This is a genomic window from Lentzea albidocapillata, from assembly GCF_000719115.1.
Classification (GTDB): Bacteria; Actinomycetota; Actinomycetes; order Mycobacteriales; family Pseudonocardiaceae; genus Lentzea; species Lentzea albidocapillata.
Window position 1 is genome coordinate 86,139 of sequence record NZ_JOEA01000010.1, and the last position, 18,096, is coordinate 104,234.

Annotated in this window: 21 protein-coding genes and 1 tRNA gene; 12 read left to right on the forward strand and 10 right to left on the reverse strand. The window is 68.8% G+C overall.

The window, feature by feature from the left end:
- Positions 1 to 134 precede the first annotated feature (134 nt).
- The 3 genes from IG04_RS0116750 to IG04_RS0116760 all read left to right on the forward strand — a co-directional run bounded on the left by IG04_RS0116750 (position 135) and on the right by IG04_RS0116760 (position 2,985).
- Entirely contained in the window at positions 135 to 374 is a 240-nt protein-coding gene (locus IG04_RS0116750; RefSeq protein ID WP_030477588.1) for a hypothetical protein, read from the forward strand.
- A gap of 204 nt (positions 375 to 578) precedes the next feature.
- Complete coding sequence (locus IG04_RS0116755; protein ID WP_030477589.1) at positions 579 to 1,253, forward strand: Crp/Fnr family transcriptional regulator; 675 nt, start codon at positions 579 to 581, stop codon at positions 1,251 to 1,253.
- Positions 1,254 to 1,737: 484 nt separating this feature from the next.
- The gene (locus tag IG04_RS0116760; protein ID WP_036014896.1) at positions 1,738 to 2,985 is read left to right on the forward strand and encodes an MFS transporter; all 1,248 of its coding nucleotides are present in this window, start codon (positions 1,738 to 1,740) and stop codon (positions 2,983 to 2,985) included.
- 43 nt (positions 2,986 to 3,028) lie between these two features.
- On the opposite strand, the gene dnaN is transcribed toward IG04_RS0116760, so the two are convergent.
- Genes dnaN through IG04_RS0116775 form a run of 3 tightly spaced genes read right to left on the reverse strand, consistent with a single transcriptional unit; the run spans position 3,029 to position 5,442 of the window.
- Entirely contained in the window at positions 3,029 to 4,120 is a 1,092-nt protein-coding gene (gene dnaN, locus IG04_RS0116765; protein WP_030477591.1) for a DNA polymerase III subunit beta, read from the reverse strand.
- Between the two features lie 60 nt (positions 4,121 to 4,180).
- Positions 4,181 to 5,071, reverse strand: a complete 891-nt coding sequence (locus tag IG04_RS0116770) for a Gfo/Idh/MocA family protein (protein WP_030477592.1) — start codon at positions 5,069 to 5,071, stop codon at positions 4,181 to 4,183.
- Between the two features lie 14 nt (positions 5,072 to 5,085).
- Complete coding sequence (locus IG04_RS0116775) at positions 5,086 to 5,442, reverse strand: hypothetical protein (protein ID WP_030477593.1); 357 nt, start codon at positions 5,440 to 5,442, stop codon at positions 5,086 to 5,088.
- A 39-nt stretch (positions 5,443 to 5,481) separates the two neighbouring features.
- Here IG04_RS0116775 and IG04_RS0116780 point away from each other — a divergent pair, with 39 nt between their 5' ends.
- Entirely contained in the window at positions 5,482 to 6,276 is a 795-nt protein-coding gene (locus IG04_RS0116780; protein ID WP_036014899.1) for an NUDIX hydrolase, read from the forward strand.
- Positions 6,273 to 7,082, forward strand: a complete 810-nt coding sequence (locus IG04_RS0116785; RefSeq protein ID WP_030477595.1) for an MBL fold metallo-hydrolase — start codon at positions 6,273 to 6,275, stop codon at positions 7,080 to 7,082. The genes IG04_RS0116780 and IG04_RS0116785 overlap by 4 nt, the downstream gene beginning before the upstream one ends.
- Here IG04_RS0116785 and IG04_RS0116790 read toward each other — a convergent pair.
- Genes IG04_RS0116790 through IG04_RS46515 form a run of 4 tightly spaced genes read right to left on the reverse strand, consistent with a single transcriptional unit; the run spans position 7,076 to position 9,465 of the window.
- The gene (locus IG04_RS0116790; protein ID WP_051770061.1) at positions 7,076 to 8,203 is read right to left on the reverse strand and encodes a hypothetical protein; all 1,128 of its coding nucleotides are present in this window, start codon (positions 8,201 to 8,203) and stop codon (positions 7,076 to 7,078) included. The two genes, IG04_RS0116785 and IG04_RS0116790, sit on opposite strands and share 7 nt — an antisense overlap.
- Before the next feature lie 11 nt (positions 8,204 to 8,214).
- Entirely contained in the window at positions 8,215 to 8,817 is a 603-nt protein-coding gene (locus IG04_RS0116795; RefSeq protein ID WP_030477597.1) for a hypothetical protein, read from the reverse strand.
- Between the two features lie 40 nt (positions 8,818 to 8,857).
- Positions 8,858 to 9,313, reverse strand: coding sequence for a RidA family protein (locus IG04_RS0116800; RefSeq protein WP_030477598.1), 456 nt, complete (start codon positions 9,311 to 9,313; stop codon positions 8,858 to 8,860).
- Positions 9,310 to 9,465, reverse strand: a complete 156-nt coding sequence (locus tag IG04_RS46515; protein WP_086668176.1) for a Sp36 family protein — start codon at positions 9,463 to 9,465, stop codon at positions 9,310 to 9,312. Before IG04_RS46515 ends, IG04_RS0116800 begins: the two co-directional genes overlap by 4 nt.
- Positions 9,466 to 9,533: 68 nt before the next feature.
- On the opposite strand from IG04_RS46515, the gene IG04_RS0116810 reads away from it, so the two are divergent.
- From IG04_RS0116810 to bagB, 3 genes are read left to right on the forward strand one after another with little or no spacing between them, the layout of a single operon-like run.
- Positions 9,534 to 9,785 (forward strand): hypothetical protein, encoded by a 252-nt coding sequence (locus IG04_RS0116810; protein WP_030477599.1) that lies wholly within the window; start codon positions 9,534 to 9,536, stop codon positions 9,783 to 9,785.
- 44 nt (positions 9,786 to 9,829) lie between these two features.
- Positions 9,830 to 10,822, forward strand: a complete 993-nt coding sequence (gene bagA / locus IG04_RS0116815) for an ATPase BagA (RefSeq protein WP_030477600.1) — start codon at positions 9,830 to 9,832, stop codon at positions 10,820 to 10,822.
- Positions 10,819 to 11,943 carry an ATPase BagB gene (gene bagB, locus IG04_RS0116820; protein WP_030477601.1) on the forward strand — a complete coding sequence of 375 codons (1,125 nt, stop codon included), beginning with the start codon at positions 10,819 to 10,821 and terminating at the stop codon, positions 11,941 to 11,943. Before bagA ends, bagB begins: the two co-directional genes overlap by 4 nt.
- A gap of 13 nt (positions 11,944 to 11,956) precedes the next feature.
- On the opposite strand, the gene IG04_RS0116825 is transcribed toward bagB, so the two are convergent.
- Entirely contained in the window at positions 11,957 to 12,247 is a 291-nt protein-coding gene (locus tag IG04_RS0116825; RefSeq protein ID WP_030477602.1) for a WhiB family transcriptional regulator, read from the reverse strand.
- 237 nt (positions 12,248 to 12,484) lie between these two features.
- On the opposite strand from IG04_RS0116825, the gene IG04_RS0116830 reads away from it, so the two are divergent.
- Positions 12,485 to 14,914, forward strand: coding sequence for a penicillin-binding protein (locus IG04_RS0116830; RefSeq protein ID WP_036014902.1), 2,430 nt, complete (start codon positions 12,485 to 12,487; stop codon positions 14,912 to 14,914).
- On the opposite strand, the gene IG04_RS0116835 is transcribed toward IG04_RS0116830, so the two are convergent.
- Entirely contained in the window at positions 14,915 to 15,568 is a 654-nt protein-coding gene (locus IG04_RS0116835) for a GntR family transcriptional regulator (protein WP_030477604.1), read from the reverse strand.
- A gap of 52 nt (positions 15,569 to 15,620) precedes the next feature.
- Here IG04_RS0116835 and IG04_RS0116840 point away from each other — a divergent pair, with 52 nt between their 5' ends.
- Positions 15,621 to 16,334, forward strand: a complete 714-nt coding sequence (locus IG04_RS0116840) for a haloacid dehalogenase type II (RefSeq protein ID WP_030477605.1) — start codon at positions 15,621 to 15,623, stop codon at positions 16,332 to 16,334.
- A 61-nt stretch (positions 16,335 to 16,395) separates the two neighbouring features.
- On the opposite strand, the gene IG04_RS0116845 is transcribed toward IG04_RS0116840, so the two are convergent.
- Positions 16,396 to 16,866 carry a GatB/YqeY domain-containing protein gene (locus tag IG04_RS0116845; RefSeq protein WP_030477606.1) on the reverse strand — a complete coding sequence of 157 codons (471 nt, stop codon included), beginning with the start codon at positions 16,864 to 16,866 and terminating at the stop codon, positions 16,396 to 16,398.
- A gap of 68 nt (positions 16,867 to 16,934) precedes the next feature.
- Between IG04_RS0116845 and IG04_RS0116850 the strand changes: the two genes are divergently transcribed.
- Positions 16,935 to 17,888, forward strand: coding sequence for a metallophosphoesterase (locus IG04_RS0116850; protein ID WP_169746001.1), 954 nt, complete (start codon positions 16,935 to 16,937; stop codon positions 17,886 to 17,888).
- A 19-nt stretch (positions 17,889 to 17,907) separates the two neighbouring features.
- Positions 17,908 to 17,981 (forward strand) — tRNA-Pro (locus tag IG04_RS0116855).
- Positions 17,982 to 18,096 lie beyond the last annotated feature (115 nt).

Here is an 18,096-nt window from a genome sequence, read left to right on the forward strand (position 1 = left end):
GGCGGGCCCTGCGGGTCAGGCCGAGTCTGGTTTCCGGTTTCTTGGTTGCGGGCACTGATCCAGAGTAGTCAACACGCCGAACCCCACCCCTAGATCCGCACTCGAATCCCTCATGCGCCACACTTCGGAGCATCATGACTGCCTGGCTTGTGATCGTCGTTCCGATCGTGATCATGTTCTTCGCGCTCTTCATGGAGCGCGTCGAAGCGAAGCTCCGGCACGTTGCCGTGCAGGAGAACGAGGTCGAGGAGTTCCTGGAGTCCGCCAGGCCCGAAGAGGTCAAGGCGCTCTACGGACACGGCATCGGTCGCGCCCTCGACATGTTCCGGCTCCGTCGCCGTGGCCGCGGTGGTGCGCGCAAGCGCGTCCGCTAGGGCCCGCGTTGACCGACACCCGAATGGCGTAGACTGGTTCGTTGGGTTCTGGATCGAGTCAGTCTTGTTCTGCCTAGTAAGACGGCGAGCCGAGCGGCGATCCACAAGCGAGCCCTTAGACTGCAACGCAGTGATCGGCGGCACGGCGCTGACTCCACCAAAGATGGTGGTAGGCGTGCCGTCGCGTCGATTAGGAGGGACGAGGTGGACGAGACCCTGGCGCGAGCGGGCATCTTCCAGGGGGTGGACCCGGCGGCCGCAGAGGCGCTGGCGACGACCCTGGAGACGGTGGAGTTCCCGCGTGGCCATGTGATCTTCGCGGAGGGTGAGCCGGGCGATCGCCTATACATCATCCAGTCCGGCAAGGTGAAGATCGGCCGCAAGTCGCCGGACGGCCGCGAGAACCTGTTGGGGATCTTCGGGCCCTCCGACATGTTCGGCGAACTGTCCATTTTCGATCCCGGGCCCCGCACGTCGACTGCGACGACGGTGACCGAGGTGCGCGCGGTGTCCATGGACCGCCCCGCGCTCCGTCAGTGGATCACCAACAGGCCGGAGATCGCCGAGCAGTTGCTGAGGGCCCTGGCCCGCAGGCTGCGCCGGACGAACTCGATGCTGGCCGACCTGATCTTCACGGACGTGCCCGGCCGCGTCGCCAAGGCGTTGTTGCAGCTCGCACAGCGCTTCGGCTCGCAGGAGGCCGGCCTGCTCCGCGTCACTCACGACCTGACGCAGGAGGAGATCGCGCAGTTCGTCGGCGCGTCCCGCGAGACCGTGAACAAGGCTCTGGCCGACTTCGCGCACCGCGGCTGGCTACGGCTCGAAGGCAAGAGCGTGCTGATCCTGGACCCGGAGCGCCTGGCGCGCCGAGCCCGCTAGTCAGAACGCAAAGCACCAAACGCAGCGGAGCCCCGGGCAGTCAACGGGGCTCCGCTGCGTTCAGGCCCCGAGTTCGCGACGCAGCTCCGACCGGGCGAGGAGTTTCGCGAGTTCGCGCTGGTCGTCGCCGTCTGCGGAGCAGCGGCCAACAAGCACAGCAAAACACAAAGGACCGGGCGCCACCCCCGACGTGGCGCACCGGTCCTTCGTGTTCGCGCGGCCCATCCCCCGACGAACCACGCCTTCCAACCCTCTGGCACGCAGGCCCCGACCCTCTGGCCAGAGGTTGGTCTTCGGTCGGCGAGTCAACTTTCGCATGTCAGCACCCCGACCACTCAAGCCCTTTCACCCTCAAGGACCTCGTATGTGGCCGATTCGTTGCATGTTTCACCCGGTCATCGCATTCCTGTGACCCAATCGCAACCATCGTGACCCTGCGCACCCGATCTGGTACATCCGTACCAGCTTTGGCATACTGGTACACATGTCCCACTCCGCCCGTCTCTCCGACTACCGCGCTGCCCTGACGACCCCCGGCATGCGCGGCCCCGTGGTCGCGTCACTGCTCGCCCGGCTGCCCATCGCGATGGTCGGGCTCTCGCTGCTGCTCTACGTCGAGCGCGCGACGGGGTCGTTCGCGGTCGCCGGCATGGTCTCGGCGGCGGCGCTGACGGGTGTGGCACTCGGTTCCGTCATCCAGGGCCGGCTGATCGACCGCTTCGGCCCGACCCGCCCCCTGCTCTGGGTGACCGGGATGTTCGCCGTCTTCGTCACCGTCGCCGTGCTCGCCGTCGAGGCGGGCGTGTCGGTGTTCGTGCTGGTCCCGCTGGCTCTCGGTGTCGGCGCGACCGAACCGATGGTGGGCTCGGCGTCGCGTGCGCTGTGGGAGCGGATGGTCCCGGCCGGCCCGACGCGGATGGCGGGTTACGCCTACGAGGCGATCAGCATGGAGGTCTTCTTCATCCTCGGACCGGGTCTCGCCGGTCTGCTGCTGGCCGCGCCGTGGGCGGGCACCGGTGTCATCGTCGGCGCCGTGCTGATGGTCATCGGTGCGATGTGGTTCGCGTTCAACCCCGTCGTGCGCGCCTGGGGTCCCGTCGTGCAGGCACCGCGCCCGTTGCTCGGCGCCTTCGCCTACCCCGGCATGCGCACGGTGGCGCTGGCCGCGCTGGGCTTCGGTGTGACCATCGGCTTCGTCGAGGTGGCCGTGCCGGCGTTCGCGAAGGCCGCGGGTCACGCCTCGATGGGTGGCCTGATGCTGTCGCTGTGGTCGATCAGCTCGGTGGTCTTCGGCGTGCTCTACGGCATGCGCCCGTGGCCGCGCCCGATGCACCTGCGCCTGCCGGTGCTGCTGGGCGGCTTCGCGCTGCTGACGTTCCTGCTCTCGATCCCGCTGACGCTGATCGGTCTCGCCATCGCGTTGTTCCTGGTGGGCACGCTGATCACGCCGCAGTCGACCGCGCACTCCGCGGCGATCGAGCAGGTCACGCCGAACGGCATGGCCGCCGAGGCGTTCGGCTGGGTGATCACCTCGGTGACCGTCGGCCTCGCCATCGGGCAGGGTCTGTCCGGCCAGCTGATCGAGCACTTCGGCACGCGGCCGGCGTTCGTCGCGGCAGGCGTCGCCGGGCTGCTGATCGCTCTGGCGGTCTGGCTGCTGCGCGGCACCGTGCAGCGCGGCGTGCCCGCCGAGGTGCCGGCCCGTTCCGACATGGAACTCGCCTCGCGCTAGATCCAGTCGCTGAAGGGCTCGGTGTTCGCACCGGGCCCTTCTCTCACGCCACCGAACGCATCGGCACCACGAGGTAGGTGAGCTCGACGCCGTCTTCACCGGGCGGCGACGTCAGCACCGTCGAGCGCAGGCCGTCCTGGATCTTCAGCTCGATCCGGCGGCCGGCGAACGCCTTCAGCGCGTCCGCGAGGTAGCGGGCCTGGAACGTCTTGGTCAGCCGGTCGCCCTCGACCGTGGCCTTGACGAACTCCTCCGACTCGCCCTGCTGCGGGTCGCTGCCCTTGACCCTGACCTCCGAGTCCTCGACCTGGATGGTCACGGCCTGGTGCGGGCCGCCGTAGGGCGTGGCTCTGCGGACGGCGCGCGCCAGCGCGTCGGCGTCCACGAGCACCGTGCTGTCGATGACTGCCTCCAGGAGTCGGCGCGCGCGGTCGTCCGGGAACGGAGCGGCCAGGAGCGCGGTGGAGATCGAGTTGTTGCCCCAGGCGAGGCCGATGCGGTCCTCGTTCGCGTGCAGGGCGACCTTGTTCGTCGCTTGCCGGGCCGCCTCGACGATGGCCTTCGCAGGTACCAACAGGTCGACTTGACCTTGTTGTTCCCACGGCAGTGTGGCGTAGGCCATGCGATAGCGGTCCGTGGCCATGAAGTGCAGCTTGTGGGCGTCCGACTGGATCCGGATGCCGGTGAAGATCGGCAACGCGTCGTCCTTGCTCGCCGCGCCCGCCACGGCCGCGATGATCCGGAGCTTGGCCGCGTCGATGTGGCCCTGGAGCTCCGGCAGCACCGGGACACCGGGGTGGTGGGCGAGGTCGAGCAACGGGAGCGCGAACCTCGACGTGGGCGTGCGGATGGCCAGCCGCTGACCCTCGACCTTGAGCCTCACCTGCGGCTCGTCGAGCGCCTGCAGGGTCGCGGCCAGCAGCTTCGCGGGCACGAGCACCTCGCCCTCGGTGTGCACCGTCGCGTAGACGCTCAGGCGCACGCCGTGCTCCTGGTCGCTGCCCGCGACCTCCACGTCGGTGCCCGCCTTCAGGCGGAGCCCGGCCAGCACCGGGTCGAGCACGCGGGTCGGCAGCAGCCGCGCCACCTCGGCGGCGGCACCGGCGAGCTCGGCTGTGGTGACGGTGAGGTCCATGCTTCCGGACGCTAGCGGGCACCCCTGACAATTTCGGGCGCCCCGGCCCCGGCTGGGACCTCAGGCACCCGCCTTGCGGCGCGCCAGGTCGATGATCCGCTGCAGGTGCAACCCACGCCGCACGTCGCATTCGTGCGTGGTGATGCCGCTGTCCACCATCGCCACGAAGTCGTCGAGCAGGTTCGTGAAGCACTCCAGCGCGGGCGTGTCCCGGTTCGTCAGGGTGCGGTGGCCCTCGGTGCCGAAGACGGTGAAGTCCGCGAACGGTGGCTGCATCGGCAGCGAGAGGCAGAGCGAGACGGTGCTGGTGGCGCCGCCGGCGTGCTGGAGGATCAGCTGCCACAGGCCGGTATCGGTGACGTTCGCGGCCAGGACGTCGGTGATCTCGCCCAGGGCGGCGTCGAGCAGGTCGAACGCGTGCGGGCCCACGTCGTCCAGTGCGCCCTTGTCGTGGCGCCACGGGGAGTTCGAGAACGGTCCGTCGAGCAGTGCACCGGAGATCCAGCGGCTGTCGGCTCCGGTCCAGCCGCCGGTGCGGTGCAGCTGGGCCAGCATCTGCTTGGTCTCGGGGGCGTAGCGGCGGGTCAGCACGACCAGGGACGCGACGCCCGCCTCCTCCACTGCCGCCACGAGCTCCGTTGCCACCTCGGCGTTTTCCGCGATCGGCTTCTCCAGAACGAGATGCTTGCCCGCGCGCGCCGCCTCGATCGCCATCGGGCCCTGCACGCCCGGCGGCACGCAGAACGCCACGGCGTCCACAGTGGACAGCATCGCCGAGTAGTCCTCGAACGGTTCCGCGCCGAAGGAGCCGGCCAGCGAAGCGGCCGCTTCCGGACGGCGCGCCCACACGCCGGTCAGCGTGGTGCCGGGATGGTTCGCGATTCCGGGGCCGTGGATCATCTGGGCCCACGGGCCCGCACCGACAAGTCCTACGCGCAGCTGTTCGTCCACTCGCACATCCTGCCTCAGGAGTAACTGGCCTTGGGGACGAAGATCTCGCCGCCGTTGTCGAACTTCAGGCGCACGCCGTCCTCGGCGGGCTCCCGCTTCGGCTCGTGACCCCAGCCACCGGGCACCGTCACCACGTAGCCGCGATCCGCTGACGGACCGAGCCAGATCTCGTAGTGGGTGGTGCCGACGACCCGTTCGATCTTCTTCACGTACATGCCCGGCGCGGTGGGGGTCGGTTCGACACTGGTCACGGTCGTGCTGTCCGGCACGAACATCACCACGCCCGCCACCGCGGTGAGGCCTGTGCCCATCACCGCGCCCAGCAGGAACAGCAGGACCTTCACCAGGCAGCCGGAGACGTTCGTCGCCATCACACCATCCTCGAGTAAGCGCGGTCGTACGCTCGGAGGATGCCCGACGACATGACCTTGCCGGGAAACCTGGTACCCGCAACGCCGGTTTCCCAACCCGCCGAGGCACGGGACGCCGTCACCGTGGTGCTGCTGCGCGACGGCGCCGAGGGCCTCGAGGCCTTCCTGCTGCGCCGCGTGAAGGGCATGGCGTTCGCGGGCGGCATGACCGTCTTCCCCGGCGGTGGTGTGGATCAACGCGACGCCGACACGTCCGTCGCGTGGACCGGTCCGCCGCCGGAGTGGTGGGGCGAGATCTTCGACGTCGACGCGGCGACGGCCCGTGCGTTCGTGTGCGCGGCCGTTCGCGAGATGTTCGAGGAGTCCGGCGTGCTGCTCGCGGGCCCCGACGCCACCTCGGTGGTCGCGGACACGAGGGACTACGCACAGGCCCGGCAGCAACTGGTCGACCGCGAGCTCTCCCTCGCGCAGTTCCTCGCGGCGAACAACCTCGTCCTGCGCGCGGATCTCCTGCGGCCGTGGGCGAACTGGGTGACCCCGTACGACGAGCCCCGCCGCTACGACACCCGTTTCTTCGTCGCCGCGCTGCCGTCGGGGCAGAAGGCCGACGGCGAGACGACCGAGGCCTCCGACGCGGCCTGGCAGACCCCCGCGGCCGCCATTCAGGACGCCCAGGAGGGTCGCCGCATGCTCATGCCGCCCACCTGGCGCACCCTCGACGAGGTGGGCGCTCTCGGCAGCGTCGAGAAGGTCATGGCCGAGGAACGCAGCATCGAGAAGATCATCCCCAAGCTGATCCGCGACGGCGACGTCATCCGGGTGGTGTTCCAGTGAGCGGCTCTCCGCTGATCGGCGCCCGCGCGCAGCACCCGCGGTACGGCGAGCTGCGCCAGATCACCGAACACGCCGCCGTGCTGCTGGCCGGCAATCCGTCCCCGATGACGCTCGACGGCACGAACACGTGGCTGCTCAAGGCCCCGGACGCGACGTCGTACGTGGTCGTCGACCCCGGCCCGCTCGACGCCGCCCACCTCAAGCGCATCGCGGAAGTCGGCCCGATCGCCGAGATCCTGCTGACCCACGGGCATCCCGACCACTCCGAGGGCGCGCGGGAGTTCGCAGAACTCGTGAAGGCCCCGGTGCGCGCGCTCGACCCGACGTTCACCTACGGATCAGAGGGCCTCACCGACGGCGATGTGATCACCAGCGCCGGCCTGGAGCTCCGCGTCCTGGGCACGCCCGGCCACACCAGCGACTCGCTGTGCTTCGTGATCGACGGTGAGGCGGTGCTGACCGGCGACACCGTTCTGGGCCGCGGCACGACGATCGTCGCCCACCCGGACGGCAGGCTCGGCGACTACTTCGAGTCGCTCAAGCTTCTCGCCGAACTGCCGGAGAACACCGCTGTCCTGCCCGGCCACGGTCCCGAGCTAGCGGACGCGGGCGAAGCGGCGCGGATGTACCTCGCGCACCGCACGCAACGCCTGGAACAGGTCCGCAAGGCCGTCCAGGAACTCGGCGGCGCACCGACGCCGCGCCAGGTCGTCGAGGTCGTCTACGCGGACGTCGACAGGGTGCTGTGGCCCGCCGCCGAGTGGTCGGTGCGGGCCCAGCTGGAGTACCTGCGGACCGGTTACTGAGGCTGGTGGCCGTTGTTCGAGGCCCCGAACGCCGACTGACGCGACGAGGACCGGTCGATCTGCCAGCGCCCGCTGTCGGTGGCCGGTGACCCGGTCTGCTCCCGTTGCGCCAGCTCCTCGTGCAGCTGCTGCAACAGGGCCCGCTCGCGCTCACTGAGGTTCGCGTCCACCGAGGACGGCTCGGCGGGCTCGGCCAAAGCCGCCTGCAGGGCCGCGAGCTCGTCGGGCTTGAGCTCGGTGGTGATCTCGGCCCGGTTGATCGGCATGGGCTCGGGAAGCGCCTCGATCTCGGGCTCCACGGTGGCCATCGGGATGCGCTTCACGGGCTTGGGCGGGAAGGGCTGCGAGCCCTCCATCGCCGGGGGTGCGGAACGAGTGCGTCGTGAGCCGGTCTCTTCCAGTTGCTCCGGCGCCGGTGTCGGCTCGGCCACCGGCGCCGGAGCCGGAAGCTCCTCGGCGGGCTGGTCGAACCAGGCTTGCTGCTGCTGTGAAACGTGGTCGGCCATCGGGGCCGGGGCACCGGAGATCGGCACCGCGAGAGACGACGTCACGGCGGCGGCGTGGTACTCGCTGACCTGCACACCGGTCGTCAGGACCTCGACGGCGGCGCGGACGCCCGCCTTGCGCAGCACCGAGTCGATCCGGTAGGCGGTCGCGGGCGCGAAGCCCTGCGGACCGATGTCCACCAGCACCACGCGCTGCGGTAACGGGCCCGGCGTGGAGCCCGTGGGCGAGGAACGCCAGACGCACCGCACCGAGCGGATGTCCGGCAGCACCGACACCGCACGGGTCAGGTCGCCGGCGATGTCCGAGGCCGGGTCGGTCTCGGAGGTGAAGCGGTGCCTGATGAACGGCAGCATCTCGACCACCGGCAGGCGGTCGGTCAGCGACGCGTCCGAGCGGACCTCGTGGAGGATCCACGTGATGGACGCGCGCTCGTCGGGAAGCACCGGGATGCTGCCCGCGACGAGCGAGCCGACGAGCAGCTCGATCGAGCGGTCCAGTTCTCCGACCGCGAGGAACTCGCGGGCCTGCGACAGAGCGGCGTCGTCCACGCGCCCGGCCATCGACAACAGGAGATCGTGGAGACGGACCGGCAGGCCGACACCGTCGTTCGTCACGTCAACTCTCCTTAGCTGAGCACCAGGTGCTCATCGGACTCGGCGCCGGCGCACACCAGCTCGGATGCGGCCAACGCCGCCCGGTGATAGGGCGGAAGGTCCATTCCGGACGACATGACCTCTACACACGGGTCGTGCTCGCCCAACGCTCGCAGAACGCGCTGCAACTCACCGGTCAGCCGGGCGTGGCCGGTGGTGGCCGCCACCAGCAGGACGCGGTTGATCCCGGAGGGACCGATGCGCCAGCAGGAGCGAACCTCACCGACCCCGTGCCGGCCTCGCAGCGTGGCACCGAGAACGACGGTCGCGGAATCACCCATCGGCACCCGATCGGGTGATTCCGGGGAAAAGGTGTAGTCGGTGGCAGGCAGTTCGTCCAGTCCTTTGACCGAACTGAGCGCACCGGGTTCCGCCCCGTAGGGCACCAGCGCGTCCTGCAAAAGGCGCAGTTCCTGATCGGTCAGAGGGATGCGTCCGTGCAGAAGGGTGCGCGGCAACGACCGCGCGAGCACCGCGTACGCGTCTGAAGCGGCCCAGTCCCGGTACCGCCACAGCAGCTCGTCCGGGAGGCGCCCGGCGAGCCGCAGCAGCAGTTCGTGGCACGTGTCCGACATGTCACACCCTTCAGCAGAACCCGTAACCCGAACCGGGAACTCAGACCTCGACGATCAGTTCGATCTCCACCGGAGCGCCGATCGGCAGCTCGGCCACGCCCACGGCGGAGCGGGCGTGCTTGCCCTCGTCACCGAAGATCTCGCCGAGCAGCTCGGAGGCGCCGTTGATGACACCCGGCTGACCGGTGAAGCCCTCGGCGGAGGCCACGAACCCGACAACTTTCACGACTCGCTTGATCGAGTCAATCCCCACGAGCGCGTGCACGGCCGCGAGAGCGTTGAGGATGCACGTCGCCGAGTACTGCTTGGCCTCCTCGGGGGAGACCTCGGCGCCGACCTTGCCGGTGGCGGGCAGCTTGCCGTCGACGAACGGCAGCTGGCCGGACGTGAACACCCACTGGCCGCTCTGCGTGGCGGGCACGTACGCGGCGAGCGGGGCGGCGACGCCGGGCAGCTCGATGCCGAGCTCCTTGAGGCGGTTGCTCCAGGTGGTCACGCCTTCACCCGCTTCAGGTACGCGACGTGCTGCTCACCGGTCGGATTCGTCAGCACGGTGACCAGTTCCCAGCCGTCCTCGCCCCACTGGTCGAGGATCTGCTTCGTGGCGTGGATCAACAACGGCACGGTCGCGTACTCCCACTTCGTCATGCGCGGAGCCTAACTTGCCACCCGAGCGGAGCCTGCGCGGTTGGTGCGATTGGAGCTACCTTGATCACATGGAGACCTGGCGGATCATCGCCACCGGCCTGTTCGCGGCGGGTGGGCTGGTGATGGTGCTCGTCGCCATGGCGCAGGTGCGTGACCGCAAGCACAGCCAGCGCGTCGCGGTGGTCCAGGCCGGACTGATCGGACTGGTGGTCGTGGTCGTCATCACGGCCAGCATCGCGCTGTGGCTGCCGTCGGTCGTGGCCTGGGCCTTGGTCGCCGCCACCGCCATGGCCGTTCTCTTCCTCACCATGGTCGATTGACCGACCGGTCCACCTTCGACCGATTTCACACATAGTCTGGACGTGTGACGTCGTGGACCGAGGAGCTGACCCGAGCCCGTCTGCACGTGGTCTCCGGCAAGGGCGGCACGGGCAAGACGACGGTGGCGGCCGCGCTCGCGCTCGCGCTGGCCACCGGCGGTCGCCGGGTGCTGCTGGTCGAGGTAGAGGGCAGGCAGGGCATCGCCCAGCTCTTCGACCGCGCCCCGCTGCCCTACTCCGAGGAACGGATCGCGTCCGCGCCGGGCGGCGGTGAGGTGCACGCGCTCGCGGTGGACGCGGAGGCCGCGCTCCTCGAGTACCTGGCGATGTTCTACAACCTCGGCTTCGCGGGCCGGACGCTGCGCAAGATGGGCGCGATCGAGTTCGCGACCACGCTCGCCCCCGGCCTGCGCGACGTACTGCTGACCGGCAAGGTCAAGGAGTGCGTGAACCGCACCGGGCCGGACGGCCGCCACCTCTACGACGCCGTGGTGCTGGACGCGCCGCCCACCGGCCGCGTGGTCAAGTTCCTCGACGTCACCAAGGCCATGGCCGACCTCGCCAAGGTCGGGCCGATCAAGGGCCAGAGCGACGGCGTCGTGCGGCTGCTGCACTCCGGCGACACGGCGGTGCACCTGGTGGCGCTGCTGGAGGAGATGCCGGTGCGCGAGACCCTCGACGCCGTCTCCGAACTGGACGGCGCCGACCTGCGTCCGGGCGCGGTGCTGGTCAACCGGGTCCAGCCGGTCCGGCTGCCCGCCCGCTCGCTGCCGGTCGCGGCCGAGGGCAGGCTCGACGAGTCGCGGGTGCGCGCGGGGCTGCAGACCGCGGGGCTCGACCTCGACGAGTTCACGCTCGAAGGTCTGGTCGACGAGACCGTGGAGCACGCCATCCGCGTGCAGTCACAACAAGAGGCCAAGGAGCTGCTCGCCGAGTCGGACCTGCCGACGCTGGAGCTGCCGGACCTGACGGACGGGGTGGACGTGGCCGCGCTGTACGAGCTGGCCGAGGCGCTGGTCGCGGCAGGAGTCCGATGAACAAGCTCGATTTCGACACGCTGCTCGACAACCTGGAGACGCGCGTCCTGGTCTGCTGCGGCTCCGGCGGTGTCGGCAAGACCACGACGGCGGCGGCGCTGGCGTTGCGCGCGGCCGAACGCGGCAGGCGCGTGGTCGTGCTGACGATCGACCCGGCGCGCCGCCTCGCGCAGTCGCTGGGCCTGCGGGAACTGGACAACCACCCGCGCGAGGTCGTCGTGGACGGCTTCGAGCCCAAGGGCGAGCTGTTCGCGATGATGCTGGACATGCGTCGCACGTTCGACGACATGGTGCTGACCCACGCGGGCCGCGACCGGGCCGACCAGATCCTGTCGAACCCCTTCTACCAGACCATTTCCTCGTCGTTCTCCGGCACGCAGGAGTACATGGCGATGGAGAAGCTGGGCCAGCTGGTGGCGCAGGACGAGTGGGACCTGATCATCGTCGACACCCCGCCGAGCCGGTCGGCGCTCGACTTCCTGGACGCGCCGCAGCGGTTGTCCACGGTGCTCGACGGCAGGTTCATCCGGATGCTGTCGGCGCCGGCGCGGGCGAGCGGCCGCGGTCTGCTCAAGATCGTTGGAACCGGTTTCAGCCTTTTCACGCGCGCCGTGTCGACCATCGTCGGTGGCCAGCTGTTGCAGGACGCGTCAACCTTTGTTCAGGCTTTCGACAGCATGTTCGGAGGATTCCGCGAGCGCGCCCAGCGCACGTACGAACTCCTGCGCTCGCCCGGAACCGGTTTCGTGGTGGTGGCGGCGGCAGAACCCGACGCACTGCGCGAGGCGAGCTATTTCGTGGAGCGGCTCGGCGCCGAGAACATGCCGTTGTGCGGGCTCGTCGCGAACAGGACGCATCCCGTGCTGGCGACCGATCTGCCCGCGGCGAAGGCGGTCGCCGCAGCGGACGAACTCGACCGCTCCGGTGACGCGCCGCTCGCCGCGGCAGTGCTCCGGCTGCACGCGGACCGGGTGGCAGTCGCCGATCGTGAGAAGCGGCTGCTGGCCCGGTTCACGCGTGCCCACCCCGGCGTTTCGCTGGTCGGCGTGCCCGCATTGCCTGCTGACGTGCACGACCTCGACGGCCTACGGGAGATAGGTCGCCGGCTGGCCGGCGAGTAGACGCTGACTGCGCCTAACCGACCCGTGTGTCCTCGACGTGTTCCTGACGTGCGTTGTCGAGGAGCTCGTGCCATGAGTCGACGTCCGGACGGCGGCGCAGCAGAGCACGGCGTTCGCGCTCGGTCATGCCTCCCCAGACCCCGAACTCGATCTTGTTGTCGAGCGCTTCGGCCAGGCATTCCATGCGCACCGGGCAACCCAGGCACACGAGCTTCGCCTTGCGCTGCTCCGCACCTCGGACGAAGAGCTGATCTGGCTCTTCATCACGGCACGAAGCGTTGATACGCCAATCCCCCTGGTTCATATCCCCCACTCCTCAGTGCTGTCCAAATGTGGAAATCCGCCACACCCCTGCCACGGATGCCGTAGCGTTCGAGCTACGGCTGCATTCCTTGGACGTTGACGGACTGTAGTGCCGTTCGGTTCCCTGTCCAAGCCTGGGTCACCCGACTGTTACCTGTCTTGCGTACGTCTACTCATGCTGAGTAACGGCACTTACTGATCACCTTCACCCGTTCGTGTACGGCGTACGCTGACCCGCGTGCGAGTCAGGAATGGCGTGCTCAAGATGCTCGGCCTGTGCCTGCTGGCTGGGGTTCTCCTCGCCGGCATGCTGTTCCCAGTCGTGGGTGCGACAGGCCTCGTCTCGAACAGAGCCAGCGACACGGTGGACAGCATCTCGGCCGACCTGGTGACGACGGATCCTCCGTTGATCACCACGGTCACGGACAAGGACGGGGCCCCGATCGCCTACCTGTTCGACCAGTACAGAGTGCTGACACCTCCCGAGAAGATCTCGCCGACCATGAAGGCGGCGCTGATCTCGGTCGAGGACCGCCGGTTCTACGAGCACCAGGGCGTCGACTGGAAGGGCACCATCCGTGCCGGTCTGACGAACCAGGTCAGCGGCTCGGTCTCGCAGGGCGCGTCCACGCTGACCCAGCAGTACGTCAAGAACTACCTGGTCCACGTCGTGGCGCGGAACAACAAGCTGGAGCAGGCCAAGGCCCAGGAGCAGACCATCGCGCGCAAGATGCGCGAGGCCCGGATCTCGTTGCAGCTGGAGCGCAAGCTCGGCAAGGAGGAGATCCTCGCCCGGTACCTGAACGTCGTTCCTTTCGGTTCGACCATTTACGGCATCGCGGCGGCGGCCCAGGCTTACTTCGGCACGACTCCGGACAAGTTGACGGTTCCACAAGCCGCGATGCTCGCCGGAATGGTGAACAGTCCGTCAGCACTCGACCCCGAAGCGTATCCGGACAAAGCTTTGGACCGGCGGAACAAAGTGATCGACAGGATGGTCGAGAACGACAAGCTGTCGCGCGACGCGGGTGAGGCGGCGAAGAAAGAAGGCCTGGGTCTCGCGACTCCGGTGCGTACCCCGCCGAACGGTTGTGTCGGTGCCGGTCCGGAAAACGGTTTCTTCTGCTCATACGTCGTGAACTACCTGCAGCGCGCGGGTTTCAGCGAGGAGCAGCTGCGCACCGGCGGCTACACCATCCAGACCACTTTGGACAGAGAAGCCACCTCGCAGGCGAAGGCCGCGGCGGAGGCCGGCGTCCCCAAGGGCACCGAGGGCATCGCGAACACGATGGCGATCGTGAAGCCGGGCAAGGAACGCCACGACGTGCTCGCGCTGGTCGCGAACCGCGACTACGGCCTGAAGTCCGACCTGCGCCAGACCACGTACGACCTGCCCAGCGGCGTGGAGAACAAGTTCGGCGCCGGCTCGATCTACAAGGTCTTCACGGCCGCGGCGGCGCTGGAGAAGGGACTCGGCATCGAGAACGTCATCCCGACGCCGACCTCCCACACGTCCAGGGTCTTCAAGGGTGGCGCCCAGCGCTGCCCGAGCACCGGCGAGCCCGGCACGCGCTGGTACTGCCTGTCGAACTTCGACTCGAGCTACCCGTCCTCGATGACGCTGCAGCAGGCCCTCGCGACGTCGCCGAACACCGGCTTCGTGATCCTCGAGGAGCAGACGGGCATGGACGCGGTCGTGGACATGGCCTCGCGGCTGGGCATGCGCGAGACGATGGCGACGAACCTGCAGGGCACCAGGCCCGACCCGAAGGCCAAGGACAAGCAGAACCGCATCTCGCAGACGGAGTTCTACAAGCAGAACGGCGGCAACGCGTCGTTCACGCTCTCGCCGGCGCCGGTGTCCACTCTGGAGCTCGCGAACGTCGTCGCGACCATCGTGAGCGGCGGCAAGTGGTGCCCGCCCACGCCGATCGCGAAGGTGCTGGACCGCAACGGCAAGGCCGTCCCCGTCAACGAGGCCCCGTGCGAGCAGGTCGTCGCCGAGGGTCTCGCGAACGGTCTCGCGGTCGGTATGAGCAAGGACGATGTCGGCAACGGCACCGCCGCGGCCGCCGCCCGTGCCGCCAAGTGGAGCCGCCCGATGATCGCCAAGACGGGCACCACCGAGGAGTACAAGTCGGCGGCGTTCATCGGCGCGACCCCGGACTTCGCGGGCGCCGTGCAGACGTTCAACGACGGCACCAACCCTCGTCCGATCTGCATCGGCGCCGCACCCCGGTTGTGCGGCAACGGCAACATCTTCGGCGGCACGATCCCGGCCAAGACGTGGTTCGAGACGATGACGAAGGTGCACGCCGCGATCCCTGTCTCGCAGCTGCCGCAGGTGGAGCAGCGCTACCTCAAGGGCGGCCGTGAGATCCAGGTGCCCGACGTGGTGGGCAAGCAGATCAACGACGCCACGCGGATCCTGAACCAGGCCGGCTACAAGGTGAGCCAGCAGTCGGTGAACTCCGAGCAGCCGAAGGGCACTGTCGTCAGCCAGACGCCGCGCGGCAACGCGTTGCGCGGCACGGTGATCACGCTGTCGGTGAGCTCGGGGTACGTGCCGCCGCCGGTAGCCCCGGAGCCGTCGCAGCCGCCGCCCACCCCCGGCAACCCGACCGAGCAACCACCGATCACGCTGCCGACCGAACCGGAGCCCGAGTAGTCACCGGCGGAGCAGCTGCTTGAGCTGCTCCACGCTCACGTCGATGTGCGCCCGGATCTCGGCGACCGCCCTGTCGTGGTCGCCGAGCCGGATCGCGTCGAGGATGACCCGGTGCTGCGCCACGACCTCCTCCGGCGTCTCGGACTTCGAGAGCACCGTGAGGTAGAAGCGCAGTTCCTTGGTCATCGCGGTGAAGAACTCGTCCAGCCTCGTGCTGTCGAGCAGCGCCACGATCGCCTGGTGGAAGGCCAGGTCTCGATCGACGATCCTGCCCGTGTCGCCTTCGGCTGCGGCCTCGGCGATCTCGTCGAACGCCCTGGTGATCGCTTCGAGCTGTTCTGGGCGCGGCGTGCGGATCACCGCCGCCGTCTCAAGGCGTTCACGGGCGGTGTAGAGCGCCTCGATCTTCTCCGGGGTCGGGGCGATGACGACAGCGCCCCGGTTGACCTCGTAGCGGACCAGGCCGGTCAGCTCCAGGATCCGGACGGCCTCGCGGATGGTGTTGCGCGCGACGCCCAACTCGGCCGCGATCGCGCTCTCCCTGAGCCTGTCACCAGGGCCGAAAGCGCCGGCCATGATCCGTTCGGAGAGGCCGTCGGCGAGCTGCTGGGCCGTCGTGGTGCGGCGCACTTCGAGGCCGTCGAGGGCTGACATGTGGCCAGTCTAACCAGTTGCACTACAGTTGAACTGTACTACAGTTTGGGTCATGGACCTGACGACGTTCAAGGCGCTCAGCTTCGACTGCTACGGCACGCTCATCGACTGGGAGGCCGGGCTCATCGCGGTGCTCTCGCCGTGGGCGCGGGAACAGGGACTCTCGCTGTCCGACGAGGAACTGCTGCTCGCCTACGCCTCCGCCGAAGCCGAGGTGGGGACGGCCGAGTTCGCGCTGTACCCGGATGTGCTGGCCGCCGCGTTCCGGCAGGCCGGTTCCGGCCTGGGCCGCGAGGTGAGTGACGAGTGGGCGCGGCGACTGGGCGCGTCCGTTCCGGACTGGCCGGCGTTCCCCGACTCCGCGGATGCGTTGGCGCGCCTGGCTTCCCACTACCAGTTGATCATTCTGTCCAACGTGCACCGCGAGGGGTTCGCCGGGAGCAACCGGCGCCTGCGCGGGAATTTCGCGGCGATCATCACCGCGGAGGACGTCGGCGCGTACAAGCCCGCCGAGAACCACTTCCGCGCGCTCGACGCCACGCTCGGCTCGTTGGGGGTGGAGCGTTCGGAACTGTTGCATGTGGCGCAGAGCCTGTTCCACGACCACGTGCCGGCCAAGCGCGAGGGGCTGCGGTCCGTGTGGATCAACCGGCGGCACGACCGGCCGGGCTGGGGCGCGACGCCCAAGCCGTCCGAGGACTTCAGCTACGACCTGGAGTTCGGCTCGATAGGCGAGTTCGCGGACGCGGTGGACAAGGCGTTCTGAGTTGGCGTGCCGCAGCGGTCACAGCCGCTGCGGCACACCAGTGCCGTGACCGGCACTGGTTTCAGCCGGCCAGCTTGGCCTTCACCGCGGCGGCCACCCGGCCACCCTCGGCGCGGCCGGCGACCTCCGCGTTGACGGCCTTCATGACCTGGCCCATCTGCCTCTGCCCCGGCGCCTCACCGAGCTGCGCGGCCACGGCGTCGAACGCCTTGTCCACAATGGACGCCAGTTCGGCGTCGTCGAGCTGCTTGGGAAGGTAGGTCTCCAGCACGGCGAGCTCCTGGCGCTCCAGCTCGGCCTTCTCGACCCGGCCGGCACCGTCGAAGGCCTCCGCGGCCTCCTTGCGCTTCTTCGCCTCGCGCGAGAGGACCTTCACGACCTCGTCGTCACTGAGCTCACGGGCCGTCTTGCCCGAGACCTCCTCGTTCGTGACGGCCGTGAGCGCCATCCGCAGCGCACCGGCCGTGACGGTCTCCCGTGCCTTCATCGCGACAGTCAGGTCGTTCTTCAGTCGCGTCTTCAAGTCCGCCATGACGCAGAACGGTACCGCCCGCCGGATGCCGCGCCGATCGAGTTACCGCCCTTCCGTACCCTTGAAGCGTGAACAAGCTGGGCCGCGCCCTCCTCGCCACGACCGCTCTCGGCGCCGCGACCGTCGCGTACGCGGCGGGAATCGAGAGAAGGCACTGGACCCTGCGCACCGCCACGGTGCCGGTCCTGTCCCCCGGTGCCAAGCCGATTCGCGTGCTGCACATCTCGGACCTGCACATGACGCCGAACCAGGTGTCGAAGCAGCGCTGGGTCGCTGCCCTGGCCGACCTGAACCCGGACTTCGTGGTCAACACAGGCGACAACCTCGCGCACAAGGACGCCGTTCCCGGCACCCTGCGCGCGCTCGGCCCGTTGCTCGACAAGCCGGGCGTCTTCGTGTTCGGCAGCAACGACTACTACGCGCCCAGGCTCAAGAACCCGGTGCGCTACCTGCTGCCGTCCTCCAAGACCAAGCGCATCCACGGCGTGACGCTCCCGTGGCGCGACCTGCGCGCAGGCATGATCGAACGAGGCTGGGAAGACCTCACGCACCTGCGCAAGACCATCATGGTGAACGGCCAGGCCATCTTCTGCGCGGGCCTGGACGACCCCCACCTGAAGCGCGACCGCTACGCCGACATCGCCGGCACCCCGGACCCGTCCGCGGCACTGAGGCTGGGCGTCACGCACTCACCCGAACCGCGCGTCCTGGACCCGTTCGCCGCCGACGGCTACGACTTCGTGATGGCCGGCCACACCCACGGCGGCCAGCTGCGCATCCCGTTCTACGGCGCCATTGTGACGAACTGCGAATTGGACCGGGGCCGAGCCCGCGGAGTTTCGCGCTGGGGTTCGCACATGTGGATGAACGTGTCCGCCGGCATGGGCACTTCGCCGTACGCGCCGGTGCGCTTCTGCTGCCCTCCCGAGGCTTCCCTGCTGACCTTGGTTCCGAGGCCCGTCACGCCTGGTCAGGGGCGCAATCAGGGGGTCCGATTCGGAGCTGGCGCGGACATGATGTAGAGTTCCACATGTTCCCAGCCGGGGTGTGGCGCAGCTTGGTAGCGCGCTTCGTTCGGGACGAAGAGGTCGCAGGTTCAAATCCTGTCACCCCGATTGAATAACACAGATCAGCCTCTGTCGCAGAAATGCGGACAGGGGCTGTTTTGTTTTTCTGGCCGTTTCTGGGAAGTCGGGGAGCACCGATAAGTCACCCGATCGTGTGACGAAG